This is a genomic window from Enterobacter cloacae complex sp. 397G4, assembly GCF_050031515.1.
GTDB lineage: Bacteria > Pseudomonadota > Gammaproteobacteria > Enterobacterales > Enterobacteriaceae > Enterobacter > Enterobacter hormaechei_C.
Window position 1 is genome coordinate 4,662,493 of the sequence record NZ_JBLGWE010000001.1, and the last position, 18,961, is coordinate 4,681,453.

13 protein-coding genes, 2 tRNA genes and 1 rRNA gene are annotated in these 18,961 nt (G+C 55.1%); 4 read left to right on the forward strand and 12 right to left on the reverse strand.

Annotated features, from left to right (window positions below; all coding sequences use genetic code 11):
• Positions 1–170 precede the first annotated feature (170 nt).
• From ACQG1Y_RS22490 to pepQ, 7 genes are all read right to left on the reverse strand, one after another.
• Positions 171–246: transfer RNA gene (locus tag ACQG1Y_RS22490), tRNA-Ala, on the reverse strand.
• Between the two features lie 38 nt (positions 247–284).
• A tRNA-Ile gene (locus tag ACQG1Y_RS22495) sits at positions 285–361 on the reverse strand.
• A 70-nt stretch (positions 362–431) separates the two neighbouring features.
• Positions 432–1,973: ribosomal RNA gene (locus ACQG1Y_RS22500) — 16S ribosomal RNA — on the reverse strand.
• A 355-nt stretch (positions 1,974–2,328) separates the two neighbouring features.
• Entirely contained in the window at positions 2,329–2,874 is a 546-nt protein-coding gene (hemG, locus tag ACQG1Y_RS22505; protein WP_017382603.1) for a menaquinone-dependent protoporphyrinogen IX dehydrogenase, read from the reverse strand.
• Between the two features lie 10 nt (positions 2,875–2,884).
• Complete coding sequence (gene trkH, locus ACQG1Y_RS22510) at positions 2,885–4,336, reverse strand: Trk system potassium transporter TrkH (RefSeq protein WP_006808591.1); 1,452 nt, start codon at positions 4,334–4,336, stop codon at positions 2,885–2,887.
• Between the two features lie 41 nt (positions 4,337–4,377).
• The gene (locus tag ACQG1Y_RS22515) at positions 4,378–4,992 is read right to left on the reverse strand and encodes an IMPACT family protein (protein WP_015572737.1); all 615 of its coding nucleotides are present in this window, start codon (positions 4,990–4,992) and stop codon (positions 4,378–4,380) included.
• Positions 4,992–6,323 carry a Xaa-Pro dipeptidase gene (gene pepQ, locus ACQG1Y_RS22520; RefSeq protein ID WP_368740923.1) on the reverse strand — a complete coding sequence of 444 codons (1,332 nt, stop codon included), beginning with the start codon at positions 6,321–6,323 and terminating at the stop codon, positions 4,992–4,994. Before pepQ ends, ACQG1Y_RS22515 begins: the two co-directional genes overlap by 1 nt.
• A 190-nt stretch (positions 6,324–6,513) precedes the next feature.
• On the opposite strand from pepQ, the gene fadB reads away from it, so the two are divergent.
• Entirely contained in the window at positions 6,514–8,703 is a 2,190-nt protein-coding gene (gene fadB / locus ACQG1Y_RS22525) for a fatty acid oxidation complex subunit alpha FadB (protein WP_032669010.1), read from the forward strand.
• Between the two features lie 9 nt (positions 8,704–8,712).
• Positions 8,713–9,876, forward strand: a complete 1,164-nt coding sequence (fadA, locus tag ACQG1Y_RS22530) for an acetyl-CoA C-acyltransferase FadA (RefSeq protein ID WP_000416981.1) — start codon at positions 8,713–8,715, stop codon at positions 9,874–9,876.
• A 183-nt stretch (positions 9,877–10,059) separates the two neighbouring features.
• Here fadA and glyS read toward each other — a convergent pair whose 3' ends face one another.
• The 3 genes from glyS to ACQG1Y_RS22545 all read right to left on the reverse strand — a co-directional run bounded on the left by glyS (position 10,060) and on the right by ACQG1Y_RS22545 (position 13,516).
• Complete coding sequence (gene glyS, locus ACQG1Y_RS22535) at positions 10,060–12,129, reverse strand: glycine--tRNA ligase subunit beta (RefSeq protein WP_015572740.1); 2,070 nt, start codon at positions 12,127–12,129, stop codon at positions 10,060–10,062.
• Positions 12,130–12,138: 9 nt separating this feature from the next.
• A complete protein-coding gene (gene glyQ / locus ACQG1Y_RS22540) occupies positions 12,139–13,050 on the reverse strand; it encodes a glycine--tRNA ligase subunit alpha (RefSeq protein WP_003860141.1) in 912 nt (303 codons plus the stop codon).
• Positions 13,051–13,210: 160 nt separating this feature from the next.
• Positions 13,211–13,516, reverse strand: a complete 306-nt coding sequence (locus ACQG1Y_RS22545; protein ID WP_063135494.1) for a YsaB family lipoprotein — start codon at positions 13,514–13,516, stop codon at positions 13,211–13,213.
• A 184-nt stretch (positions 13,517–13,700) separates the two neighbouring features.
• On the opposite strand from ACQG1Y_RS22545, the gene ACQG1Y_RS22550 reads away from it, so the two are divergent.
• Positions 13,701–14,696, forward strand: coding sequence for an acyltransferase (locus ACQG1Y_RS22550; RefSeq protein WP_023304607.1), 996 nt, complete (start codon positions 13,701–13,703; stop codon positions 14,694–14,696).
• 52 nt (positions 14,697–14,748) lie between these two features.
• On the opposite strand, the gene xylB is transcribed toward ACQG1Y_RS22550, so the two are convergent.
• Complete coding sequence (gene xylB, locus ACQG1Y_RS22555) at positions 14,749–16,203, reverse strand: xylulokinase (RefSeq protein WP_032669007.1); 1,455 nt, start codon at positions 16,201–16,203, stop codon at positions 14,749–14,751.
• A gap of 59 nt (positions 16,204–16,262) precedes the next feature.
• Complete coding sequence (gene xylA / locus ACQG1Y_RS22560; protein ID WP_368740924.1) at positions 16,263–17,585, reverse strand: xylose isomerase; 1,323 nt, start codon at positions 17,583–17,585, stop codon at positions 16,263–16,265.
• Positions 17,586–17,956: 371 nt separating this feature from the next.
• On the opposite strand from xylA, the gene xylF reads away from it, so the two are divergent.
• Positions 17,957–18,949 (forward strand): D-xylose ABC transporter substrate-binding protein, encoded by a 993-nt coding sequence (gene xylF / locus ACQG1Y_RS22565; RefSeq protein ID WP_006808602.1) that lies wholly within the window; start codon positions 17,957–17,959, stop codon positions 18,947–18,949.
• Positions 18,950–18,961 lie beyond the last annotated feature (12 nt).

Consider the following 18,961-nt stretch of genomic DNA (forward strand, 5'->3'; position numbering starts at 1 on the left):
TCACAACCCGAAGATGTTTCACTTCTGATTGCGAAAATTTGAGAGACTCGAACACACATGAGCTGTGTGTCGTTTCAATTTTCAGCTTGATCCAGATTTTTAAAGAGCAAAACTTCGCAGTGCACCTTTTCAGGTTCACTCTGAAGTTTTCTTGTGTTCGCAGTAAAAGATGGTGGAGCTATGCGGGATCGAACCGCAGACCTCCTGCGTGCAAGGCAGGCGCTCTCCCAGCTGAGCTATAGCCCCATCGTATAAACAACCTCTTCAAATTTGCTTCGCAAATTTGGTAGGCCTGAGTGGACTTGAACCACCGACCTCACCCTTATCAGGGGTGCGCTCTAACCACCTGAGCTACAAGCCTGTAGAGGTTTTTTACTGCTGTTTTTCATCAGACAATCTGTGTGAGCACTGCAAAGGCAGGTTCTTTAAGGTAAGGAGGTGATCCAACCGCAGGTTCCCCTACGGTTACCTTGTTACGACTTCACCCCAGTCATGAATCACAAAGTGGTAAGCGCCCTCCCGAAGGTTAAGCTACCTACTTCTTTTGCAACCCACTCCCATGGTGTGACGGGCGGTGTGTACAAGGCCCGGGAACGTATTCACCGTGGCATTCTGATCCACGATTACTAGCGATTCCGACTTCATGGAGTCGAGTTGCAGACTCCAATCCGGACTACGACGCACTTTATGAGGTCCGCTTGCTCTCGCGAGGTCGCTTCTCTTTGTATGCGCCATTGTAGCACGTGTGTAGCCCTACTCGTAAGGGCCATGATGACTTGACGTCATCCCCACCTTCCTCCAGTTTATCACTGGCAGTCTCCTTTGAGTTCCCGGCCGAACCGCTGGCAACAAAGGATAAGGGTTGCGCTCGTTGCGGGACTTAACCCAACATTTCACAACACGAGCTGACGACAGCCATGCAGCACCTGTCTCAGAGTTCCCGAAGGCACCAATCCATCTCTGGAAAGTTCTCTGGATGTCAAGAGTAGGTAAGGTTCTTCGCGTTGCATCGAATTAAACCACATGCTCCACCGCTTGTGCGGGCCCCCGTCAATTCATTTGAGTTTTAACCTTGCGGCCGTACTCCCCAGGCGGTCGACTTAACGCGTTAGCTCCGGAAGCCACGCCTCAAGGGCACAACCTCCAAGTCGACATCGTTTACGGCGTGGACTACCAGGGTATCTAATCCTGTTTGCTCCCCACGCTTTCGCACCTGAGCGTCAGTCTTTGTCCAGGGGGCCGCCTTCGCCACCGGTATTCCTCCAGATCTCTACGCATTTCACCGCTACACCTGGAATTCTACCCCCCTCTACAAGACTCTAGCCTGCCAGTTTCGAATGCAGTTCCCAGGTTGAGCCCGGGGATTTCACATCCGACTTGACAGACCGCCTGCGTGCGCTTTACGCCCAGTAATTCCGATTAACGCTTGCACCCTCCGTATTACCGCGGCTGCTGGCACGGAGTTAGCCGGTGCTTCTTCTGCGGGTAACGTCAATTGCTGAGGTTATTAACCTCAACACCTTCCTCCCCGCTGAAAGTACTTTACAACCCGAAGGCCTTCTTCATACACGCGGCATGGCTGCATCAGGCTTGCGCCCATTGTGCAATATTCCCCACTGCTGCCTCCCGTAGGAGTCTGGACCGTGTCTCAGTTCCAGTGTGGCTGGTCATCCTCTCAGACCAGCTAGGGATCGTCGCCTAGGTGAGCCGTTACCCCACCTACTAGCTAATCCCATCTGGGCACATCCGATGGCAAGAGGCCCGAAGGTCCCCCTCTTTGGTCTTGCGACGTTATGCGGTATTAGCTACCGTTTCCAGTAGTTATCCCCCTCCATCAGGCAGTTTCCCAGACATTACTCACCCGTCCGCCACTCGTCAGCAAAGCAGCAAGCTGCTTCCTGTTACCGTTCGACTTGCATGTGTTAGGCCTGCCGCCAGCGTTCAATCTGAGCCATGATCAAACTCTTCAATTTAAAAGTTTGATGCTCAATGAATTAAACTTCGTAATGAATTACGTGTTCACTCGTTGAGACTTGGTATTCATTTAGTGTCCGAGGACATTAAGAATCCATGTCACTTTGAGTGCCCACACAGATTGTCTGATAAATTGTTAAAGAGCAGTGCCGCTTCGTTTTCGCTGCGGCGCGGGGTGTGCATATTACGCTTTCCCGCTTCAGAGTCAAGCGTTTGTTTTGCTTTTCTCTGCTGACCCGGCGGCTTGCGTGCCGTTGTTCCGTGTCAGTGGAGGCGCATTATAGGGAGTTCTTCTGAAGTGACAAGCACTAAATACAAAAAAAATTTCGTTCGCTCACTTTTCAAACTCAACGCTTATTTATCCCGCGCATCGTCCGTTAAACGCGCAATTTCACGGGCAAAACTGGCGACCTGGGCCCAGTCGGTATAAACCACTTCTTTACGCGTATCCGTTTCCCCGCCCGTCATTTTCATGATCAGGCGGATCATAAAGCGGTCATACCAGCGGTAACGCGGGTAACGCAGCGCGCCAGCAAAGACAGAACAGATATCGGGCTGCCATGGCGAACTTAGCAAAAACTTGCGCGTATAGCTGTTGGTCTGCGGCGTACGCTTCTCCGCTTTACGGGCAACCAGGTTGACCGAGTAAAACGCGCCAGGCAGTTGAGCGAGCTCCGCCGTATGCTTTTTCACAAAGCGATCCAGCGCCGGATGGAAATGGCCGTAACGAATTGAAGCGCCAATGACCACGCGGTCGTAATCCTGCCAGGCAATCTGCTCTGTGCGATTCAGGTTCACCACATCAGAATAAATGCCCAGCTCTTTGAGTTCGGAAGCCAGATATGAAGCAATCTCACGCGTTTGTCCGTCACGCGTTGAGAAAAGAATTAACGTTTTCACCAATGTCTCCTTACTCACGCCAGAATGTTGGGGTAAACAGCACCAGCAGCGTAAAGACCTCAAGACGCCCAAACAGCATATTGGCGATTAAGATCCACTTCGCCACCGGGTTCATACTGGCGAAGTTATCCGCCACGACGCCCAGCCCCGGCCCCAGGTTGTTTAACGTTGCCACCACAGAGGCGAAGGCAGAGAAATCATCCACGCCCGTGGCGATAATCGCCAGCATACTGACAATAAAGACCAGCGCATAAGCGGAGAAGAATCCCCACACCGCTTCGAGGATGCGCTCCGGCAGCGCGCGGTTCCCCAGCTTAATACTGTAAACCGCATTCGGGTGGACCAGACGTTTCAGCTCACGGTTCCCCTGCTTGAACAGCAGCAGGATGCGGATCACCTTCAGACCGCCGCCCGTTGACCCGGCGCAACCGCCGATAAACGCAGAGCACAACAGCAGCACCGGCAGGAACAATGGCCAACGCGCAATACTGTCCGTGGTGAAACCAGCGGTTGTCGCCATCGATACCACCTGGAAGAAGGCCTGGTTCAGGGTCGTGACCGCCGAGTTATAAACATCGTGGAACCACAGTACCAGGGTACAGATAACCACCAGGGTCAGCTGGACGCCAATAAACATCCGGAACTCCGGGTCGCGCCAGTACACCTTCAGGCTCCGTCCGCTAAGCAACGAGAAGTGTAGACCGTAGTTACAGCCTGAGATCAGCAAAAAGATGGCAATGATGGTATTGATTGTCGGGCTGTCGAAGTAGCCGACGCTGGCGTCGTGGGTGGAGAACCCGCCGATAGCAATAGTCGCAAAGCTATGCCCAATGGCATCAAACGCAGGCATCCCGGCAAACCACAGCGCCAGCGCGCAGGCCACCGTCAGCAGGACATAGATAAGCCACAGGGTTTTCGCCGTCTCCGCAATACGCGGGCGCATCTTGTTATCTTTCAGCGGGCCGGGCATCTCCGCCCGGTAAAGCTGCATCCCCCCGACGCCCAGAATCGGCAGGATAGCTACCGCCAGGACGATGATCCCCATACCGCCGAACCACTGGAGCATCTGCCGGTAAAAGAGAATCGCATGCGGGAGCGAATCCAGCCCCACCAGCGTGGTAGCCCCGGTGGTCGTTAATCCGGAGAACGATTCAAAAAACGCATCCGTGACGGTGAGATTCGGTTGTTCGGAGAAGATAAACGGCAGCGCACCCACGCTTCCCAGTACCGTCCAGAACAGGACCACAATCAGAAACCCCTCCCGGGATTTCAGTTCACCTTTCTCACGGCGGTTTGGCCACCACAGCAGGGAGCCAATCGTCAGCGCGACAAAAAAGGTTTGCGTAAATGCACGCCCCGCGCCGTCCCGGTAGATGAGCGCCACCAGTCCGGGAATGATCATTGTCCCGGAGAAAAGTATGACCAGCAATCCAACGATTCGGGTAATGGCACGAAAATGCATCTCTGCCGCTTCCTTAGGTATTCAAAATTGTGAGGTGGGGATTATTCTTCAATCGGCAGTAATTGCAATGAACCGCGACTAAAATCAGCGAGTTTTGCTGAAAAAGCAGCCAGTTCCGCCTGAGGAAGCGCCACGCGTAATTGCACCATTGCCTGATAATCACTGTGTGCGATGACACCGTTAAACTGTTTAAGCAGTGCTTCGATACCCGATAGCTGGGCGTAATCGCATAACAAAGTATATTCCGTAAGTGGCGTTTTGCGGGTTGTTATCAGCAGATTAAGCGCTTGCTGGACACCACCTCCGTAGGCTTTAACCAGCCCTCCGGTGCCTAACAAAATGCCCCCGTAGTAGCGGACAACAACGGCGGTGATTTCACCCACGCCGCTGCCCATCAACTGGGATAGCATCGGTTTTCCGGCCGTACCCGCCGGTTCACCGTCGTCAGAAAACCCGAGCTGCTGTGAGTCGTCTGGCGGCCCTGCGACCCACGCCACACAGTGATGGCGGGCATCGGGGTGCTGCGCGCGGACGGACTCGACGAACGCCTTCGCCGCCTCCACGCCGTCGGTATGCGCCAGCAGCGTGATAAAGCGGCTTTTCTTGATTTCCTCAACAAAGGTGACCGGCTCGGCCGGTATCAGCCAGCTTTCCATCAGGCCAGCTTCAGATCTCGCGTCATGTTCTCAATGCTGTTCTCGTGAATAACCACGTTATCCTCGATACGAATACCGCCATACGGCTTCAGCGCTTCAATTTTCTCCCAGTTGAAGTGCTTGCTGAATTGCCCTTCGCGCCACGGCGCCAGCAGGGATTCAATAAAGTAGATGCCCGGCTCGATGGTCAATACCATACGCGGCGCCAGAACGCGGGTGCAGCGCAGATAAGGATATTTAGACGGTGCCGCCAGGTGCGTACCGGTATCATCCTGCATAAAGCCCGCGACGTCATGAACCTGCAAACCCAGCGGGTGACCGATACCATGCGGCATAAATGGCCCGGTCAGATCGTTCTCAACCATCGCCTCTTCGCTCATGTCTTTGACAATCTGATGCTTACGCAGCAGTTTAGCGATACGCTGATGGAACTGGATGTGATAATCCACGTAGCTGGTTCCGGCCTTCATGGTGCCAATCAGCGCCAGCTGTTCGTCGTTCACATCTTTGATCAATTGCGCAAAATCGGTGTCCGCATTCGCCGCCCAGGTACGGGTCAGGTCTGCCACATAACCATTGTACTCAGCCCCCGCGTCCAGCAGGAAGCTGCGCATCTCAGCCGGAACCTGATGATCCAGTTTGGTGTAGTGCAGAACCGAGGCATGTTCATTCAGCGCCACGATGTTGCTGTACGGCACGTCGGTATCGCGGTGGCCGGTCGCCGTCAGGTAGGCCTGATTAATATCGAACTCGCTCATACCGGACTGGAACGCTTCGTGCGCCGCACGGTGGCCATTCACCGCCGTTTTTTGCGCTTCACGCATGCAGTAAAGTTCGTAGTCGGTCTTGTAGGCGCGATAGTAGTGCAGATAATCCAGCACGCCTTTCGGGTTGAGTTTATCTGCCGGAATATCCAGACCCAGCGCACGCTCAGGAACCGGACCAATGTAGCCGATGTTGCCGCGCGCCGCTGGCAGCTGGCTGCCAATGCCGTCTGCTTTTGGCAGCGCAATCACGTCAATTTCTTCGGTCCAGAATGAGGTCGGCAGCGGCTCCACGTTGTGCCAGTAATCGACCGGCAGGTAGAACCACAGTTTCGGCTTGTTCACGCCATCCACCAGCAGCCAGCAATTTGGAACCTGCGTGACAGGCACCCAGGCTTTAAACTGCGGGTTAACCTTGAAGGGATAAGCATGGTCATCAAGAAAAGTATTCATCAGCTCGCCGGAGTGGATCAGTAGGGCATCCAGCTTGAAGCGGGCCAGTACATCGCGGGTACGTTCCTGTAGGGTAACGATATGATTTTTATAAAGCGAAGCCAGTGAGTCCATCATTCTTCCTTTCGTTTTATTGACCTCAAGTCATCGCATCTTAGCACACCTCACTGCGGCTGCGTGATTTCCACCGACCGTGATCAGCGCAGCAATTTCTTAATGACTAATTTGCATTTTATTAACATAAATTCCACACTCCGTTTCATCTGGTATGACCAGATCCAATTGCTGGATTCAGGAGACCGACATGCTCTACAAAGGTGACACCCTGTACGTAGACTGGCTGGAAGATGGCATTGCCGAACTGGTGTTCGATGCCCCCGGCTCAGTGAACAAGCTTGATACCGCGACGGTGGCCAGTCTTGGCCAGGCGCTGGATGTACTTGAAAAGCAATCAGATTTAAAAGGGCTGCTGCTGCGCTCCAACAAAGCGGCCTTTATCGTTGGCGCGGATATCACCGAATTCCTGTCGCTGTTCCTGGTGCCCGAAGAACAGCTGAGCCAGTGGTTGCACTTCGCGAACAGCGTCTTTAATCGTCTGGAAGATCTGCCTGTCCCGACCCTTTCCGCCGTTAACGGTTACGCGCTGGGCGGCGGCTGTGAATGTGTATTAGCAACCGATTACCGTCTCGCCACGCCGGACCTGCGTATCGGCCTGCCGGAAACCAAGCTGGGCATCATGCCGGGCTTTGGCGGTTCCGTGCGTATGCCGCGCATGCTGGGTGCCGACAGCGCGCTGGAAATCATTGCCGCAGGTAAAGATGTGGGCGCGGAACAGGCACAGAAAATCGGCCTGGTGGACGGCGTGGTTAAGCCTGAAAAACTGGTTGAAGGCGCTGTCGCCATTCTGCGTCAGGCGATTAACGGCGATCTCGACTGGAAAGCCAAACGTCAGCCAAAGCTGGAGCCATTAAAGCTCAGCAAAATTGAAGCCACCATGAGCTTCACCATCGCCAAAGGCATGGTGATGCAGACGGCGGGTAAACACTACCCGGCGCCGATCACGGCGGTGAAAACCATTGAAGCGGCAGCCCGTCTGGGCCGTGATGACGCTCTGAAGCTTGAAAACCAGAGCTTTGTCCCGCTGGCGCACACCAACGAAGCCCGCGCGCTGGTTGGTATCTTCCTTAACGATCAGTTCGTGAAAGGCAAAGCCAAACAACTCACCAAAAACGTTGAAACGCCAAAACACGCGGCGGTACTCGGCGCGGGCATTATGGGGGGCGGCATCGCCTATCAGTCTGCCTGGAAAGGCGTGCCGGTGGTAATGAAGGACATCAACGAGAAATCCCTGACGTTGGGCATGACCGAAGCGGCCAAGCTGCTGAATAAACAGCTTGAGCGCGGCAAAATTGATGGTCTGAAGCTTGCAGGCGTGATCTCCACCATCCAGCCAGTGCTGGAATACAGCGGTTTCGACCGTGTGGACGTGGTGGTTGAAGCGGTCGTCGAGAACCCGAAAGTGAAAAAAGCGGTGCTGGCCGAAACCGAAGACAAGGTGCGTCCGGAAACCGTGCTGGCCTCTAACACCTCCACCATTCCTATCAGCGAACTGGCGAGCGTGCTGAAGCGTCCGGAAAACTTCTGCGGGATGCACTTCTTTAACCCGGTGCACCGCATGCCGCTGGTCGAAGTGATCCGAGGGGAAAAAACCTCCGACGAAACCATCGCCAAAGTGGTGGCGTGGGCGAGCAAGATGGGCAAAACGCCGATCGTGGTTAACGACTGCCCGGGCTTCTTCGTTAACCGCGTGCTGTTCCCGTACTTCGCCGGCTTCAGCCAGCTTCTGCGCGACGGCGCAGACTTCCGCAAAATCGACAAAGTGATGGAAAAACAGTTCGGCTGGCCGATGGGCCCGGCGTATCTGCTGGACGTTGTCGGCATCGACACTGCCCATCACGCGCAGGCGGTGATGGCGGCGGGCTTCCCGCAGCGCATGCAGAAAGATTATCGCGACGCCATTGATGCCCTGTTCGACGCCAACCGCTTCGGGCAGAAAAACGGTCTGGGCTTCTGGCGCTATAAAGAAGACAGCAAAGGCAAACCGAAGAAAGAAGAAGATCCGGCGGTGGATGGCCTGCTGGCCGACGTCAGTCAGCCAAAACGCGACTTCACCGACGATGAGATCATCGCCCGGATGATGATCCCGATGGTCAACGAAGTGGTGCGCTGCCTCGAAGAAGGCATTATCGCCAGCCCGGCAGAAGCGGATATGGCGCTGGTGTACGGCCTCGGCTTCCCTCCGTTCCACGGAGGCGCGTTCCGCTGGCTGGATACGCTCGGCAGCGCCCGCTATCTCGATATGGCTCAGCAGTACCAGCACCTCGGCCCGCTTTATGAGGTGCCGGAAGGGCTGCGTAACAAAGCGCGCCATAACGAACCCTACTACCCAGCAGTTGAGCCAGCCCGTCCGGTTGGCGAACTGAAAACGGCTTAAGGAGTCACAATGGAAAAGGTTGTCATTGTTGATGCGATTCGCACCCCGATGGGCCGTTCAAAAGGCGGTGCATTCCGTAACGTGCGTGCGGAAGATCTCTCCGCGCACCTGATGCGTAGCCTGCTGGCGCGTAACCCGGCGCTGGATCCTGCTGCGCTGGACGATATCTACTGGGGCTGCGTCCAGCAGACGCTGGAGCAGGGCTTCAACATTGCCCGTAACGCGTCCCTGCTGGCGGAGATCCCGCATTCGGTTCCGGCCGTCACCGTCAACCGTCTTTGCGGTTCGTCGATGCAGGCGCTGCACGACGCGGCGCGGATGATCATGACCGGCGATGCGCAGGCCTGTCTGGTGGGCGGCGTGGAGCACATGGGCCACGTGCCGATGAGCCACGGGGTCGATTTCCATCCTGGCATGAGCCGCAACGTGGCGAAAGCCGCCGGTATGATGGGCCTGACCGCCGAGATGCTCTCCCGTCTGCACGGCATCAGCCGTGAGATGCAGGATGCGTTTGCCGCACGCTCGCATGCCCGCGCCTGGGCCGCCACGCAGTCTGGTGCCTTTAAGAATGAGATCATCCCAACCGGCGGTCACGACGCAGACGGCGTACTGAAGCAGTTCAGCTACGACGAAGTTATCCGCCCGGAAACCACGGTCGAAGCGCTTTCTACCCTGCGTCCGGCGTTTGATCCGGTCACCGGTACGGTAACGGCGGGCACCTCGTCTGCCCTGTCCGACGGTGCCGCCGCGATGCTGGTAATGAGCGAAAGCCGCGCCCGCGAATTAGGCCTGACGCCACGCGCCCGCGTGCGTTCGATGGCGGTCGTGGGCTGCGATCCTTCCATCATGGGCTACGGCCCGGTTCCGGCGTCAAAACTGGCGCTGAAAAAAGCGGGGCTGAGCGCAAGTGATATCGACCTGTTCGAGATGAACGAAGCGTTCGCCGCGCAGATCCTGCCGTGCATTAAAGATCTGGGGCTGATGGATCAGATCGACGAGAAGATTAACCTCAACGGCGGCGCGATCGCCCTCGGTCACCCGCTGGGCTGCTCCGGGGCGCGTATCAGTACCACGCTGATTAACCTGATGGAACGCAAAGATGCCCAGTTCGGACTGGCAACGATGTGTATCGGGTTGGGTCAGGGGATCGCGACGGTGTTTGAGAGGGTGTAAATAAGGAAAAGTATCTCAAAGCCAATGACGTCAGAACAAGGCGGCAAGCGAGCGAATCCCGATGAGCTTACATTAGTAAGTGATTCGGGTGAACGAGCGCAGCCAACGCAGTTATGGCGCCATTGGCGAAGAGAGACAGTTTAGTTGCCGTTCTTCCCGCCTGTCAGGGGCGGGTTTTTTACGTTATTGCAGCAGCGAAATATCCGCCACGCGCAGGAACAGCTCACGCAGTTTCTCAAGCATCGAGAGACGGTTAATCCGCAGCTCTTTATCTTCCACGTTCACCATCACCTTCTCGAAGAAGGCGTCGATGACGTCACGCAGCTCTGCCAGCTCCACCAGCGCTTCCTGGTAGCGACCTTCCGCGAAATACGGCTCCAGCTTGTCGCGCAGCACCACAACCTGCATCGCCAGAGAAATCTCTTCCGGCTCTTTCAGGGTTGCAGCGTTGACGCGCTCGTTCAGCGTTTCGTCGGATTTCGCGAGGATGTTGGATACACGCTTGTTGGCCGCGGCCAGCGCAGACGCCGCTTCCAGCGTACGGAAGTGGGATACCGCTTTCATACGCGCATCGAAATCTGCCGGACGGGTCGGACGACGCGCCAGCACCGCCTGAATGGTATCAACGGAGTAACCTTCGTCCTGATACCACGCGCGGAAACGACCGAGCATAAAGTCGATAACATCATCCACAACCTTCGCGTTGGTCAGCTTATCGCCGTACAGACGTACCGCTTCTTCGGTCAGCGTTTGCAGATCGAGGTTGAGGTTCTTCTCTACGATGATTCGCAGCACGCCCAGCGCAGCGCGACGCAGCGCAAACGGGTCTTTATCGCCTTTCGGATGCTGACCGATACCGAAGATACCCGCCAGGGTGTCCATCTTATCGGCAATCGCCACGGCGCAGGCAACCGGGTTAGACGGCAGATCGTCACCGGCAAAGCGCGGCTGATACTGCTCGTTCAGGGCTACCGCCACGTCTTCCGCTTCGCCATCGTGACGCGCGTAGTGCATACCCATCACGCCCTGAGTGTCGGTAAATTCGAACACCATGTTGGTCATCAGGTCGCACTTGGAGAGCAGGCCCGCACGGGTAGCGTGGTTAACGTCGGCGCCAATTTCACGGGCAATCCAGCCGGACAGCTCCGCGATACGGTCGGTCTTGTCGCGTAGCGTACCCAGCTGCTGCTGGAACAGTACGGTTTGCAGACGCGGCAGGTTGTCTTCCAGACGTTTTTTACGGTCGGTATTGAAGAAGAACTCGGCATCCGCCAGACGCGGACGCACCACTTTCTCGTTACCGGAGATAATCTGGCTCGGATCTTTCGATTCGATGTTCGCCACGAAGATGAAGTTTGGCAGCAGCTTGCCGTCGTTGGCGTAAACCGGGAAGTACTTCTGGTCACCCTTCATGGTGTAAACCAGCGCTTCTGCCGGAACGGCCAGGAATTTCTCTTCGAATTTCGCGGTCAGTACAACCGGCCATTCGACCAGCGAAGTCACCTCTTCCAGCAGGCTGTCGCTCAGATCGGCATTACCGCCAATTTTGCGCGCCGCGTCTTCTGCGTCCGCTTTGATTTTGGCTTTACGCTGTTCGTAGTCAGCAATGACCTTGCCGCGCTCCAGCAGGATCTGCGGGTACTGGTCAGCATTGTCGATAGTGAACTCCGACTCGCCCATAAAGCGATGGCCGCGGATCACGCGATCGGACGCCACGCCCAGAATGGTCGCCGGGATAACGGTATCGCCCAGCAGCAGGGTCACGGTGTGAACCGGACGCACAAAGTGTACGTCGGACGCGCCCCAACGCATCAGCTTAGGAATCGGCAATTTTGCCAGCGAGGTCGCGATCATGTCAGGCAGCAGCGCTTCGGCGCTTTCGCCTTTCACATGGGCACGGTACAGCAGCCATTCACCTTTGTCGGTGGTCAGACGCTCAGCCTGATCAACGGTGATGCCGCAGCCGCGCGCCCAGCCTTCTGCCGCTTTGCTCGGCTTGCCTTCCGCGTCGAACGCCTGAGCAATGGCCGGGCCACGTTTTTCAACTTCGCGATCCGGCTGGGACGCCGCCAGGTTTGCCACTTTCAGCGCCAGACGACGCGGCGCAGCAAACCACTCAATTTTACCGTGCGCCAGGCCAGCGTTATCCAGCTCAGCAGTGACGTTCGCAGCGAAAGATTCAGCCAGGCTGCGCAGGGCTTTTGGTGGCAGCTCTTCAGTGCCGATTTCCACCAGGAAAGTTTTCTCAGACATGGCCGCCTCTTATTTGTTTCGGTTGCACATCGGGAAGCCAAGGGCTTCACGGGACGCGTAGTAAGCTTCTGCAACGGCTTTGGTCAGGGTACGAATACGCAGAATGTAGCGCTGACGTTCAGTCACGGAGATCGCTTTGCGGGCATCCAGCAGGTTGAAGCTGTGGGCAGCCTTCAGAATACGCTCGTAGGCAGGCAGCGGCAGCGGAGTCTCCAGCGCCAGCAGCTGCTGGGCTTCTTTCTCGTACTGCTCGAAGCAGGTGAACAGGAAGTCCACGTCCGCGTATTCGAAGTTATAGGTGGATTGCTCCACTTCGTTCTGATGGAACACGTCGCCGTAGGTGGTTTTACCCAGCGGGCCGTCGCTCCAGACCAGGTCGTAAACGCTGTCTACGCCCTGAATGTACATGGCCAGACGTTCCAGACCATAGGTGATTTCGCCGGTAATCGGTTTACATTCCAGACCGCCAACCTGCTGGAAGTAAGTGAACTGGGTCACTTCCATGCCGTTCAGCCACACTTCCCAACCCAGACCCCAGGCACCCAGCGTTGGGTTTTCCCAGTTATCTTCCACGAAACGAATGTCGTGAATGGTTGGATCCATACCCAGCTCTTTCAGTGACCCGAGGTACAGTTCCTGAATGTTGTCGGGTGATGGCTTAATCACCACCTGGAACTGATAGTAGTGCTGCAAACGGTTCGGGTTTTCGCCGTAACGGCCATCGGTCGGACGACGGGATGGCTGCACATAGGCGGTCGCCATTGGCTCTGGCCCTAACGCGCGCAGGCTGGTCATCGGGTGTGAGGTGCCTGCGCCAACTTCCATGTCCAAAGGTTGAACAATGGTGCAGCCCTGACGAGCCCAGTAATCCTGTAAGGTCAGGATCAGGCCCTGGAAGGTCTTGGTATCAAACTTTTGCATAGTATTTCGTGCTGGATACGTGTGGTTTTAAATGGAAGGGATCAGTATACCCGCTGGCTGCAAGATATACAGTACGAAACGGGGTTGTTTAGGGAAAATTGGGGAATAAGCCCTACAGCCAGAACCTGCGAAGGCTCTGGTTGCTGCTTATACGAGCAATTTAACGCATTGAGAGATGTAAAAACTGGCCGTCTGCATCAAAAGAGCAGACAAAGCCCTCTTTACGCGCCGTATAGCCTTTCAGTTCATAGCTGCCCTGAAAGCGCTCGAAGCCGTTTATATAAATTTTCTGTGCTTCGGAATTATAGCGGTGAGCCGCCTGATCCCTGCACAGCTGTTCCATATTCAGGGAACGCTCCGGGCTCATTTTCCCCTGCTGCGCTTTTTGGACAGGTATCTCCTCAGAAGCACTGCATCCTGTTAATAAGAGCAGCAGAAAGAGTGACACCCCACGCTTCATCATCATTTTTATTACCGCCCTGGTCAGTGGCTGTTATTTTTAGTAGCAACACGTTTATAGATTAAAGTCCGTCATTCTGCGAATCTCGCCAGCTCCCTACAAGTTAGCCTGGCTAAACTCAGAATTTTCCAAGGGAAAAGTTTTACACAATCGCAGTCACACTTTTTTTATCAGGAATACAGAGGAACTGATGCAGTCAAAAATTAACTGGATTGATAACCTGCGGGGAATAGCCTGTCTGATGGTGGTGATGATCCACACAACGACCTGGTATGTCACGAACGCGCACAGTATCAGCCCTGTTAACTGGGATGTCGCCAATATTCTGAACTCGGCCTCCCGCGTGAGCGTCCCGCTGTTCTTTATGATTTCCGGTTTTCTCTTTTTTGGCGAGCGTAGCGCGCAGCCAAGACATTTCATCCGTATTGTCTCCTGTCTGCTGTTTTACAGCGCCATTTCGCTGCTCTATATCATCCTGTTCACTTCAATTAACGCTGAACGTTCCCTGCTCAATTTGTTGCAAAAACCGGTGTTCTATCATCTGTGGTTTTTCTTCGCGATAATCGTTATCTATCTGGTGTCACCGTTAATTCAGGTAAAAAACGTCAGCGGTAAAATGCTGCTGGCCTTGATGGTAATAATCGGGATCGTGGCCAACCCGAATACCGTTTCACAGAAAATTGATGGCTTTGAATGGCTGCCCGTTAACCTTTATATCACCGGAGATACGTTTTATTACGTGCTGTACGGCATGCTGGGGCGCGCCATTGGCATGATGGAGACGCAAAAGCGAGGAATAAACTGGCTATGCGCGGCCGCGTTTCTCGTCGGTGTGTTTATTATCTCTCGCGGGACGCTGCATGAGCTGCAATGGCGCGGCAACTTTGCCGATACCTGGTATCTCTACTGCGGGCCGATGGTCTTTATCTGCGCGATCTCTCTGCTGACGCTGGTTAAAAACACCCTGAATGCCCGCCCGCTTCCGGTGCTGGGGTTTATCTCTCGCCACTCGCTGGGCATTTACGGTTTTCACGCGCTGGTGATCCACGCCCTGCGCACCCGCGGCGTTGAGCTTAAAAGCTGGCCGGTGCTGGATATTGTCTGGATATTTACCGTTACGCTGGTTGTCAGCCTGCTGCTGTCAATGTTGCTGCAAAGAATCGATACGCGCAGGTTTGTAAGCTAACCCGGTTGAAGGCTGGTAGGCCGGGTAAGCGTTAGCGCCACCCGGCTCCTGTTTATGACATTAGCGGCAAAAGCTGCTGATAGATTTTGCGGAACACGTCTCGTCTTTCAGCATAGCGAGCATGATTTTTCGCATCAGGACGATGCTGCCGTTCAAGCGGCAGCTGGGGCAAAAGCTGGTGCAGTGGTTTATCCGGGTTCAGCGCAATTTGCGCCAGCCGTGCCGCACCGAGCGCCGGGCCGACATCGCCTCCCGTACGATAGTCCAGCTGCAACCCGCTGATATCGGAAAGCATTTGCCGCCAGTAGCTGCTTCGTGCACCGCCGCCAATTAACGTAATGCTGGATGGCGTCAGTCCACAGTCATGCACGACATCCATTCCGTCCGCCAGAGCATAGCCAACGCCTTCAAGCACCGCGCGCGCAAGCTCTGCCGGGCCGTGCTGATGGGTAAGACCGAAGAACACCCCTTTCGCTTCCGGGTTGTTATGCGGCGTCCGCTCGCCGGAAAGGTACGGTAAAAACCAGACCGCACCGGCATTATCATCTGCCTGCTGTGCCGCTGTGATAAGCGCCGGGACGTCCGCCATTCCGGTTAGCTTTGCCGCCCAGTCGAGGCAGGAAGCCGCGCTCAGCATCACCGACATCAAATGCCATTTACCCGGCAACGCGTGGCAGAAGCTGTGTACGGCGCTTCCAGGGTTGCTACGATACCCGTCACTGACGGCAAAATAGACGCCGGAGGTACCGAGTGAGAGCATGGCCTGCCCTGCCTCGACCATCCCCACGCCGACCGCACCCGCCGCATTATCGCCGCCGCCGGCAACGACAGGTACGGCTGGCATGTTCCAGCGTTCAGCAACAGAAGGCTGTAAAGCCCCCGTGATTTCACTGCCTTCAAACAGCGCAGGCATATGGTCGCGCGTCAGCTGGCAGGCATCCAGCATCGCCTCGCTCCAGTCCCGTTTCGCCACGTCGAGCCACATCGTGCCCGCGGCGTCAGACATGTCGCTGGCAAAATCCCCCGTCATGCGAAAACGCAGGTAGTCTTTCGGCAACAGAACCTTCGCCACCTGACGAAAAATCTCAGGCTCATGGCGCTGCACCCACAGGAGTTTTGGCGCGGTAAAACCGGGCATCATCAGGTTGCCCGTAATTTCACGGGATGCAGGCACACGCTCCTCAAGGATCGCGCACTCTTCCGCACAGCGGCCATCGTTCCAGAGAATAGCCGGGCGCAGAACGCGATGCTGACTATCCAGCAACGTTGCGCCATGCATTTGCCCGGCAATGCCCAGCGCTTTCACGTCGCGCAGGCTATGCTGCTCGCCTAAGGCTTTCATCGCACGCTCTGTCGCCTGCCACCACTGCTCCGGATCTTGTTCCGACCAAAGCGGATACGGACGTGAAACCTGCAACTTTTCAGTCTGCGTGGCTAATACATCGCCCTGCTCGCTTAACAGGATGGCTTTCACCCCCGACGTGCCAAGATCGATCCCGATATACATGTGGTGGCTCCTTTGACGAAAATGCCCGGTGGCGCTGCGCTTACCGGGCCTGGATGCTGTTATTTATCGAACAGGTAGTGATTGACCAGGTTTTCCAGCAGCTCCTGATGGCCACTCTGATGCTGCGGCGCAAGCTGATGCTGTTCAGCGTACTTCGCGATCTCCGCAAGCGATAACTGACCTTTCAAAATTTGCTGGCCCAGCTCACTGTTCCAGCCGCTGTAGCGCTTCGCCACGCGCTTATCCAGCTCACCGTCTTCAATCATACGGGCCGCCACTTTCAGCGCCAGCGCCATGGTGTCCATCGCGCCAATATGCCCGTAGAACAGATCATATTTGTCGGTGCTCTGGCGACGCACTTTGGCGTCGAAGTTCAGGCCGCCGGTGGTGAAACCGCCCGCTTTGATGATCTCGTACATCACCAGCGCATTCTCTTCTACGCTGTTCGGGAACTGGTCGGTATCCCAGCCCAGCTGTGGATCACCACGGTTAGCATCGACAGAGCCGAAGATGCCCAGCGCAATCGCAGAGGCAATTTCGTGATGGAACGAGTGGCCCGCCAGGGTAGCGTGGTTAGCCTCAATATTCACTTTGATCTCTTTTTCCAGACCAAACTGCTTCAGGAAGCCATACACGGTGGCGACATCATAATCATACTGATGCTTGGTTGGCTCCTGTGGTTTTGGCTCAATCAGCAGCGTGCCGCGGAAACCGATTTTGTGTTTGTGGTCCACAACCATCTGCATAAAGCGACCAATCTGCTCACGCTCCTGTCGCAGGTCGGTATTCAGCAGCGTTTCATAGCCTTCACGACCACCCCAGAGTACATAGTTCTCACCGCCCAGCTGATGCGTGGCGTTCATCGCGGTCACGACCTGGGTTGCCGCCCAGCTGAAGACTTTCGGGTCCGGGTTGGTTGCCGCACCCGCGCCATAGCGAGGATTGGTAAAGCAGTTAGCCGTACCCCAGAGCAGCTTGACGCCGCTTTGCTGCTGTTTTTCAGCCAGTACGTCGACCATCTGCGCGAAATTGTTCAGATACTCTTTCAGCGATGCCCCTTCCGGCGACACGTCCACATCGTGGAAACAGTAGTACGGCACGTTCAGCTTATGGAAGAACTCGAACGCGACGTCGGCTTTACGCTTCGCCAGCTCAATGGCCTCGCCCGGCTGTTGCCATGGACGGTCAAAAGAGCCCACGCCGAACATATCGGCACCGTTCCAGCAGAAGGTGTGCCAGTAGCAGGCGGCAAAGCGCAAGTGATCTTCCATGCGCTTACCCAGCACCAGCTCATCCGGGTTGTAGTGACGAAATGCTAAAGGATTGGTCGTTTTCGTGCCTTCGAAACGAACGCGATCGAGTTGGTCGAAATAAGCTTGCATATTGAGCTCCATAATCAGGGTATGCGGCGTGGTCTTGCTTCTGGAGTAATAGTGAATAGACATTGGAGGTTGCTCAATTACGTTATTTCACACTGCTATTGAGATAATGCGCAATTGTGCGCTGGCTCGCAAAATAATGCGCAGACAAACTATTTTTCGGCGCGCATTCCAGAATCAAATGTAATTAATAGGTTACGCTTTTTAAAATCCGATCGCGGTCATAAATTCAGAAATAAACCAAATATCGTAATGAGAAGATAAAAATCTGTAATTGCCAGCAGGCCTTTCCACGTTAAAAATTTGCTGCGTCTCAGCAGTGAACGTTTCTTTTATCTCAGCTACACATACCCCTACAAAAAGGCCTAATAATTATGAAGATAAAGAACCTGACCCTAACGCTCTGCACTACTCTCCTGCTTGCAAGCTTTGCCGGACACGCCAAAGAGGTCAAAATCGGCATGGCGATTGATGACTTACGCCTGGAGCGCTGGCAAAAAGATCGCGATATCTTTGTTAAAAAAGCGGAATCTCTCGGCGCGGAGGTGTTCGTTCAGTCCGCTAACGGCAACGAAGAGACGCAAATGTCGCAAATCGAGAATATGATCAACCGTGGCGTCGATGTGCTGGTCATTATCCCGTATAACGGCCAGGTATTAAGCAACGTGGTGAAAGAAGCGAAACAGGAAGGGATAAAAGTCCTGGCTTATGACCGCATGATTAATAATGCCGATATTGATTATTATATTTCGTTCGACAATGAAAAGGTGGGCGAATTACAGGCTAAAAGCCTGGTCGCAAAAGTGCCACAAGGGAATTATTTCCTGATGGGCGGCTCGCCTGTGGATAACAACGCCAAACTGTTCCGCCAGGGACAAATGAAAGTGCTGAAGCCGTATATCGACGAGGGCAAAATTAAAGTCGTCGGCGACCAGTGGGCTGACGGTTGGTTACCGGAAAACGCGCTGAAAATTATGGAAAACGCGTTGACCGCAAATAACAACAAAATCGATGCGGTGGTGGCCTCTAACGATGCCACTGCGGGTGGCGCCATTCAGGCGCTGAGCGCGCAGGGTCTGGCCGGGAAAGTCGCTATTTCCGGACAGGACGCCGACCTTGCGGGTGTAAAACGCATCATCGCGGGTACCCAGACCATGACGGTGTATAAGCCCATTACCGAGCTTGCCAATACGGCCGCCGAAATTGCCGTTGAGCTGGGCAATGGCCAGCAACCTAAAGCAGACGCGACGTTAAATAACGGCCTGAAAGACGTACCTGCTCGCCTGCTTACCCCTATCGAAGTCAACAAAGAGAATATTGACGCCACCGTGGTGAAAGACGGTTTCCATAAGAAGAGTGAACTGTAATCCAGCGCAGCC

What these genes read in the sequence shown, in the direction of transcription:
- trkH (WP_006808591.1), bottom strand. Translation starts at nt 4,336, where the DNA reads ATGCATTTTCGTGCCATTACCCGAATCGTTGGATTGCTGGTCATACTT.
- ACQG1Y_RS22515 (WP_015572737.1), bottom strand. Translation starts at nt 4,992, where the DNA reads ATGGAAAGCTGGCTGATACCGGCCGAGCCGGTCACCTTTGTTGAGGAA.
- pepQ (WP_368740923.1), bottom strand. Translation starts at nt 6,323, where the DNA reads ATGGACTCACTGGCTTCGCTTTATAAAAATCATATCGTTACCCTACAG.
- fadB (WP_032669010.1), top strand. Translation starts at nt 6,514, where the DNA reads ATGCTCTACAAAGGTGACACCCTGTACGTAGACTGGCTGGAAGATGGC.
- fadA (WP_000416981.1), top strand. Translation starts at nt 8,713, where the DNA reads ATGGAAAAGGTTGTCATTGTTGATGCGATTCGCACCCCGATGGGCCGT.
- glyS (WP_015572740.1), bottom strand. Translation starts at nt 12,129, where the DNA reads ATGTCTGAGAAAACTTTCCTGGTGGAAATCGGCACTGAAGAGCTGCCA.
- glyQ (WP_003860141.1), bottom strand. Translation starts at nt 13,050, where the DNA reads ATGCAAAAGTTTGATACCAAGACCTTCCAGGGCCTGATCCTGACCTTA.
- ACQG1Y_RS22545 (WP_063135494.1), bottom strand. Translation starts at nt 13,516, where the DNA reads ATGATGATGAAGCGTGGGGTGTCACTCTTTCTGCTGCTCTTATTAACA.
- ACQG1Y_RS22550 (WP_023304607.1), top strand. Translation starts at nt 13,701, where the DNA reads ATGCAGTCAAAAATTAACTGGATTGATAACCTGCGGGGAATAGCCTGT.
- xylB (WP_032669007.1), bottom strand. Translation starts at nt 16,203, where the DNA reads ATGTATATCGGGATCGATCTTGGCACGTCGGGGGTGAAAGCCATCCTG.
- xylA (WP_368740924.1), bottom strand. Translation starts at nt 17,585, where the DNA reads ATGCAAGCTTATTTCGACCAACTCGATCGCGTTCGTTTCGAAGGCACG.
- xylF (WP_006808602.1), top strand. Translation starts at nt 17,957, where the DNA reads ATGAAGATAAAGAACCTGACCCTAACGCTCTGCACTACTCTCCTGCTT.